This window comes from Ensifer sp. 1H6, assembly GCF_001976035.1.
Lineage (GTDB): Bacteria > Pseudomonadota > Alphaproteobacteria > Rhizobiales > Rhizobiaceae > Ensifer > Ensifer canadensis.
Genome location: NZ_MOAI01000024.1, coordinates 111659 through 118014 on the forward strand (window position 1 = coordinate 111659; position 6356 = coordinate 118014).

The 6356-nt window shown below is 62.1% G+C and carries 7 protein-coding genes; 5 read left to right on the top strand and 2 right to left on the bottom strand.

Annotated features, from left to right (window positions below; genetic code table 11):
* Positions 1 to 181 precede the first annotated feature (181 nt).
* Positions 182 to 1201 (top strand): ketol-acid reductoisomerase, encoded by a 1020-nt coding sequence (gene ilvC, locus BKP54_RS24930; protein ID WP_025427588.1) that lies wholly within the window; start codon positions 182 to 184, stop codon positions 1199 to 1201.
* A gap of 37 nt (positions 1202 to 1238) precedes the next feature.
* Entirely contained in the window at positions 1239 to 1916 is a 678-nt protein-coding gene (locus tag BKP54_RS24935) for an NUDIX domain-containing protein (RefSeq protein WP_225906316.1), read from the top strand.
* Positions 1917 to 2205: 289 nt separating this feature from the next.
* On the opposite strand, the gene BKP54_RS24940 is transcribed toward BKP54_RS24935, so the two are convergent.
* Positions 2206 to 2451, bottom strand: coding sequence for a helix-turn-helix domain-containing protein (locus BKP54_RS24940; RefSeq protein WP_025427586.1), 246 nt, complete (start codon positions 2449 to 2451; stop codon positions 2206 to 2208).
* A gap of 401 nt (positions 2452 to 2852) precedes the next feature.
* Positions 2853 to 3236, bottom strand: a complete 384-nt coding sequence (locus BKP54_RS24945; protein WP_025427585.1) for a hypothetical protein — start codon at positions 3234 to 3236, stop codon at positions 2853 to 2855.
* 325 nt (positions 3237 to 3561) lie between these two features.
* On the opposite strand from BKP54_RS24945, the gene BKP54_RS24950 reads away from it, so the two are divergent.
* From BKP54_RS24950 to BKP54_RS24965, 3 genes are all read left to right on the top strand, one after another.
* The gene (locus tag BKP54_RS24950) at positions 3562 to 4194 is read left to right on the top strand and encodes a LysE family translocator (protein WP_025427584.1); all 633 of its coding nucleotides are present in this window, start codon (positions 3562 to 3564) and stop codon (positions 4192 to 4194) included.
* A gap of 83 nt (positions 4195 to 4277) precedes the next feature.
* Positions 4278 to 5240 (top strand): helix-turn-helix domain-containing GNAT family N-acetyltransferase, encoded by a 963-nt coding sequence (locus BKP54_RS24955; RefSeq protein WP_025427583.1) that lies wholly within the window; start codon positions 4278 to 4280, stop codon positions 5238 to 5240.
* A 335-nt stretch (positions 5241 to 5575) separates the two neighbouring features.
* On the top strand, positions 5576 to 6356 hold a 781-nt coding region (locus BKP54_RS24965), incomplete at its 3' end, for an MYG1 family protein (protein ID WP_084815055.1).

A 6356-nucleotide genomic window follows, 5' to 3' on the forward strand; every position in this document is an offset into this window, starting at 1 on the left:
ATTGCAGCGGCGCGTGTCGAAGACACGCAAAGGCCGCTGCAGAACTGAATTGCAGCGCCGCGTGTTGAAGACGCGCAAAGGCCGCTGCAGAAACGGAATTGCTGCATGGCGCCTGGATCGATCCCGGTTCAGGCATCGTGCAGCGGAAATACAACTGATAGCAACGGGAAGGACCATTCAAATGCGCGTCTATTACGATCGTGATGCCGACATCAACCTCATCAAGTCCAAGAAGGTCGCCATCGTCGGCTACGGCAGCCAGGGCCGCGCCCACGCGCTGAACCTGAAGGATTCCGGCGCCAAGGAAATCCGCGTCGCGCTGAAGCCGGGTTCGCCAACGGCTGCCAAGGTCGAGGCCGATGGCCTCCAGGTTCTTTCGGTCGCCGAAGCTGCCAAGTGGGCCGACCTGATCATGATGGCAACGCCGGACGAACTGCAGGCCGAAATCTACACGGCTGACATCGCCGGCAACATCCGTGACGGTGCTGCCATCGCATTCGCACACGGCCTCAACGTTCACTTCGGCCTGATCGAGCCGAAGGCGACGCTCGACGTCGTCATGATCGCACCGAAGGGCCCGGGCCACACGGTTCGCGGCGAATACCAGAAGGGCGGCGGCGTTCCCTGCCTCGTTGCCGTTCACCAGGACGCTTCGGGCAACGCCCTTGACCTCGCGCTCTCCTACGCCTGCGGCGTCGGCGGCGGCCGTTCGGGCATCATCGAAACCAACTTCAAGGAAGAGTGCGAAACCGACCTCTTCGGCGAACAGGCAGTTCTGTGCGGCGGTCTCGTCGAGCTCATCCGCGCCGGCTTCGAAACGCTGGTCGAAGGCGGCTACGCGCCGGAAATGGCCTATTTCGAGTGCCTGCACGAAGTCAAGCTGATCGTCGACCTGATCTATGAAGGCGGCATCGCCAACATGAACTACTCGATCTCGAACACGGCAGAGTGGGGCGAATACGTCACCGGCCCGCGGATCATCACGGCAGAAACCAAGGCCGAGATGAAGCGCGTTCTCACCGACATCCAGACCGGCAAGTTCACCTCGGAATGGATGCAGGAATACAAGTCGGGTGCGGCCCGCTTCAAGGGCATCCGCCGGGTCAACGACAACCACCAGATCGAAGAAGTCGGCGCCAAGCTGCGCGGCATGATGCCGTGGATCGGCAAGAACAAGCTGGTCGACAAGGCGAAGAACTAAGTTTTAGCGATCAAATGCATAGGAAAGGCCGGGGCGCATGCTCCGGCTTTTTTCGTTGCTGCAGCAAGCGATCGTCGCCGCGCCGCCGCAGGCGGGCTCGACCATTGCGCGGCGTGCTGTCGAGGAAACGGATGCCAGGATCGACGTCGGGCGCGACCACGCCTCATGGAGGCACTTGCCTAATTCGTCCCGGTGTTCGACATTGGCCCGCTACCTCATGGAAAGCGCCCCGATGAGCCCGATGAGATCGTATCTGGCGGAACTGCGCGGTTTGATCGGAAACCGCTTGCTCCTGCTTCCCTCCGTCGCCGCCGTCATCCATGACCACGCGGGCAATCTGCTGCTGCAGGAGAAATCTTCGGGCGAGGGGTGGAGCCTGCCTGCCGGCGCTATCGAGCCCGGCGAAACGCCGCAGGAGGCCGTCATTCGCGAGGTGGTGGAGGAGACCGGCCTTACGGTTGTGCCTGCAACCATTCTCGGCGTCTTCGGTGGGCGGGAATTTCGCTACACCTATCCGAATGGCGATCACGTCGAATACATCGTCACACTGTTCGGGTGCCGGATCGTTGACGACTGCGGGGAGTGGACAGACAGCGAGACAAGATCGCTTCGATATTTCGGGCCGGACGAGATGCCGCCACTCGCATTGCCTTATCCGGTTTCCACGTTTTTCTCCCAGGGATCCAATCGCCTTGTCCGTTCACCGGGACGGTGAGGAGAGCACTGATCGACGTCACGGGAGGCAAAACATTGCGGTGAGCATGACGGTGGGTCCGTTGCGGCAATGAACGTCTTTGCGGAAGAGCTTTCCAAAAACGAAGGAAGCCGGGGCGAAAACCCCGGCTTTCCCTTTTTGAGCCAATGGCCGCTGGGCCAGATTTCAGTCCAGACTCTCGGCTTGAAGCAGCGGCGGTTGAGCCTTGCTGCAAGAGAATGGTCTATCGTAGGTCGCATTTCGGGGTGGGCATGTGCCCGGCCCGGACACTATGTGCCCGGCACCGCCGTTAGTGTGTGGCGGTGAAGGTGGTAGGCGAGACTTGCAGGGCGGCAGCGATGCGCTGCAGCTTGACGGGATCGGTATCGGCACCAAGTTCGACCTTGGAGATTTCCGTTTCCGTCAGGCCTGTGGTTACCGACATATCATCGACGGTGTAGCCGTGGGATTCACGCGAACGCTTTACAGCGGCTCCGATGCTGACACGCGAAACAGTGGCGTCGGAAGCCTTATTCAGATTTTTCTTAAAGGACATGAAGTGTCTCCTTCGTTCGTCCACCGACAAGGAGTTTCGTCGGGTGAAGGGGGCCCGAAAATATCGTGCGACTCGAATAATGAGAGGCGTTCAGGCCTCGCTAATATAGTCAGGGCGATCGCCAAGGCAAGCTGGTCCCGGCATTTTTGAGTGGACAGAGCCGCTGGGCCCTTTGGCAGGCAAGCGTCTGCCGCAATGAAAAATCGTTTGGAAACCTTATGATATAGTGCCTGAGGCGACGGGTGTGCCCGCTCAAAAAAACTGGTGCGGGCATGACTTTTGCGGTGAAAGGAACATCGCCGGTGGCTGGCTTTGCGTCGTCACTGTCTGCGGAGGGTACTGCCGGGCAATCCTGCAGCAGACCCGCGCCCAGAGCAGGGAGCAGGCCTGCCCCGTGTCGGTCAGCGAAGGGGCGTGCAGCCCTTGACGTGAGGCGCCTTGACGCGGCCGGCCTGAAGGTCGCTCCAGAGGGGCAGGGACGGATCAGGCCCACCCAATGTCGCTTCGAAGGTGGCGCGGTTCAGCTTGACCAGGTTACCGGCCGAGGTGATGCTGACCAGCTCTTTCTTGCTGACAACGGCTATGCTGACATTCATGCGGCAGAAGAAGCGCTTGTCGCCGTTCGATGCGACCCAGCCATGCAGGCCGGCCTTGTTCTTGGTGAGTTTGCTGACCTTATAGCCCTGCTTTTCGAGCTGGGCCAAGGATTCCGCGTGGGCCAGACCCGGCATGAGGGTAAAGCCGATCAGCGTGGCTGCGAGCAATCGCTTGAATGAAATGGTCATTAAGTTTCAACCCCTGATTACAATATGACAACGTCTCCTACGGTCAAATCATGTCGAATACAACTTGGATCTGTCTTGTTGTCGAATGCCGAAATCCGCATTGGTTCTTCGCGCGGCAAGCAAGCGTCCAAGTGATGGGCGAACGGCGATCATCAGCCTTGCGCCCGATATTCCACAATGCTGGCACTTGAGCTCGCAACCGCATGATGCACCCGCTTTTGCCGACCCCGCATCCCCACAGGCCGTAAGGCGGCTTTCACGCCGGCCTTGCCATTCCCACGAATCCGGCTAAACCGAAATTCCGGCCACCTCAAAGGAAGATGTCATGCCGGATTTTTCCACACTTGCACTTTTTGCCGCCGCGTCGCTGGTGCTAACCGCCACGCCCGGTCCCGATATGCTGCTGATCGCTTCACGCAGCGTCAGCCAGGGGCAGGGGGCGGGGTTCCTCACCTATGCCGGAATCGCGCTCGGCACCTATTGCCATGCGCTTGCCGCCGCCCTCGGACTGTCGCAGCTGATCGCCACCGTGCCGATCGCCTATGAGATCGTGCGCTGGGTCGGCTGCGCCTATCTGCTCTATCTCGCCTTCAAGACCCTGCGCTCGCAGGCGATCGACTTTTCGCCGTCCGCGTCGCTGAAGCGGCTGTCACTCCGGCGGATTTTTGGCGAGGGGTTGCTCACCAACCTGCTCAACCCGAAGATGGCGCTGTTCGTGCTGGCGCTGTTTCCGCAGTTCATTCGGCCCGAAAACGGCGCGATGATCGTGCAGACGCTGGTGCTGGCGACGGTGCTGAACGGCATCGGCTTTCTCGTCAATGGCGCGGTGATCCTGCTTGGCGGCCGGATCCGCAGCCGGTTCACGTCGCCCACCCGCTTCAAGAAGCTGCCGCAATATCTGCTCGCCACCGTCTTTGCTGGCCTTGCCTGCCGGCTGGCGCTCGGGGCCAGGAACTAATACGCCTCGACCGATTGCCATTTTATGTTGACTCAATCAACAAACCGTTGTTGATTGAGTCAACTCATGCTGGATCATTTCCCATGGCACTCACCAACGATCACCCTGATGTGGCGGCGCTGCGCGCCTTCAACCGTCTCTACACCAACCGTCTGGGCCTGTTGAACGCCCATCTCGACCAGAGCCCGTTCACGCTCACCGAAGCGCGTATCCTCTACGAGCTTGCCCATCGGCAAGAGACGACGGCGGCCGAGCTGATGCGGACGCTTCAAGTCGACCGTGCCCAGCTCAGCCGCACGCTAAAGCGGTTCTCCGATCGCGGGCTGGTCGAGAAGTCGGACCATCCGGAGGGTGGCCGCCGCCAGCCGATTTCGCTCACCCCTGCCGGGCGCAAGGCGTTCACCGCCCTGGAGCAGAACACCCGCGAGGCGATCGGCAAGCTGCTGGATACATTGCCATCGACCGAGCGCAAGCGGTTGATCGCGGCCACCAGCACCATCAGCGAGATCCTTGAGGACAAGGCAGGCGGGGACTTAATGCTGCGCGATCTGAAGCCGGGCGATCTCGGCTGGATCATCCATCGCCAGACCGTGCTGTATGTTCAGGAATATGGCTGGAACCAGGAGTATGAGGCGCTGGCTGCGGGCATCCTCGCGGATTTCGTAAAATCCTTCGACCCGGCCCGCGAGGCCGCCTGGATCGCCGAAATCGACGGCCGCGTCGTCGGCTCGATCTTCCTCGTGGCCGGCGACAAGCCTGATGTGGCCAAGCTGCGGCTGCTCTATGTCGAGCCGGATGCGCGCGGACGCGGCGTCGGGGCGGCGCTGGTTGCCGCCTGCATCGAGCGCGCCCGCACTGTCGGCTATCACACGCTGGTGCTGTGGACCAACAGCGTGCTGACCTCGGCCCGGCGCATCTACGAGCGCGCCGGCTTCACGCTCACCGAGGAGGCGCCGCACCATTCCTTCGGCAAGGACCTGGTGGGCCAGACCTGGTCGCTCGATCTCGGGCAGGGGGTGAAACGGAAAGTGGCCGGCGAGCGATAAGAGGCACAGGTCTTCTGTCCGCGCCGCGTGGTTCCCATCCATCGTCCCGCATAGCGGGGCAACGGCGCGGGGCTGCGCCCCGGCGGCAGATCCGTTGTGGGTTGACGGCGGCCTATCCGCGTGCGGCGAAATCCTCCGGATCGGGCCGCCGCTTGGTGTTCCGGGCCGGAACCGAAAGCACCTCCGTCTGAAACGCAAGGCCGTGCCGGATGAGGGCGCGAACCCCGGAATAAGCGATCAGAGGGTTGAGATGGCGTCTGGCAAAGGCTATCTGGTGCCATCGCAAACGCCCCTCGGGCGAACTTTCTTCAGAAAACCACAAGGCGTATCCCGGCATGAGCCCAGAATTCCTCGTCACCCATTCCGGTGGCTTCCATGCCGATGAGCTCATGTCGAGCGTCATCCTGACCCGGCTGTTCCCTGAGGCGAAGATCGTGCGCAGCCGGGCGCCGGAGTGGATCACACCCGGCACCGACCGCATCATCTACGACGTCGGCGGCGCCTATGACGCTGAAACCAGGATCTTCGACCATCACCAGCGCGGCGCACCGCTGCGCGATGATGGCCAGCCCTACAGCTCGTTCGGCCTGATCTGGAAGCATTATGGCCGCGATTATCTCGCCGCCTCCGGTGTCCCGGAAGCGCATGTCGAGGCGGTGCACGCCTCCTTCGACAAGAGCTTCGTGCTGCCAATCGATCTGGTGGACAATGGCGCGCTCAGCCCCTCCGTTGCCGGGCCGCTCGCCGGACTGACGCTGCCGGCGCTGCTCGAAACCCTGAAACCGGTTTTCGACGAGACCGATCCCGGCGCCGATGATCGCGCCTTCCATTCAGCCCTCGCCATCGCCCGCAGTTTCGTCGAGGCCAGCATCGGCCGTAGCGCCGCAAAACTGCGTGCGGAAGCCGTCGTGCACCAGGCGATCGTCGATACCGGCGAGGCCCGTGTGCTGGAGCTGCCGATGGGCATGCCGTTCCGTCCCGCCATCGTCAAGGCAGGCGCCGATCACCTGCAGTTTGTCGTCCACCCGCGCGACAAGGACTGGTGCCTGACCGGCATCCGCCGCGCCGACGAGGGCTTCGAGCTGCGCGCCGACCTGCCGGCCGCCTGGGCCGGCC

What these genes read in the sequence shown, in the direction of transcription:
- ilvC (WP_025427588.1), top strand. Translation starts at nt 182, where the DNA reads ATGCGCGTCTATTACGATCGTGATGCCGACATCAACCTCATCAAGTCC.
- BKP54_RS24935 (WP_225906316.1), top strand. Translation starts at nt 1,239, where the DNA reads ATGCTCCGGCTTTTTTCGTTGCTGCAGCAAGCGATCGTCGCCGCGCCG.
- BKP54_RS24940 (WP_025427586.1), bottom strand. Translation starts at nt 2,451, where the DNA reads ATGTCCTTTAAGAAAAATCTGAATAAGGCTTCCGACGCCACTGTTTCG.
- BKP54_RS24945 (WP_025427585.1), bottom strand. Translation starts at nt 3,236, where the DNA reads ATGACCATTTCATTCAAGCGATTGCTCGCAGCCACGCTGATCGGCTTT.
- BKP54_RS24950 (WP_025427584.1), top strand. Translation starts at nt 3,562, where the DNA reads ATGCCGGATTTTTCCACACTTGCACTTTTTGCCGCCGCGTCGCTGGTG.
- BKP54_RS24955 (WP_025427583.1), top strand. Translation starts at nt 4,278, where the DNA reads ATGGCACTCACCAACGATCACCCTGATGTGGCGGCGCTGCGCGCCTTC.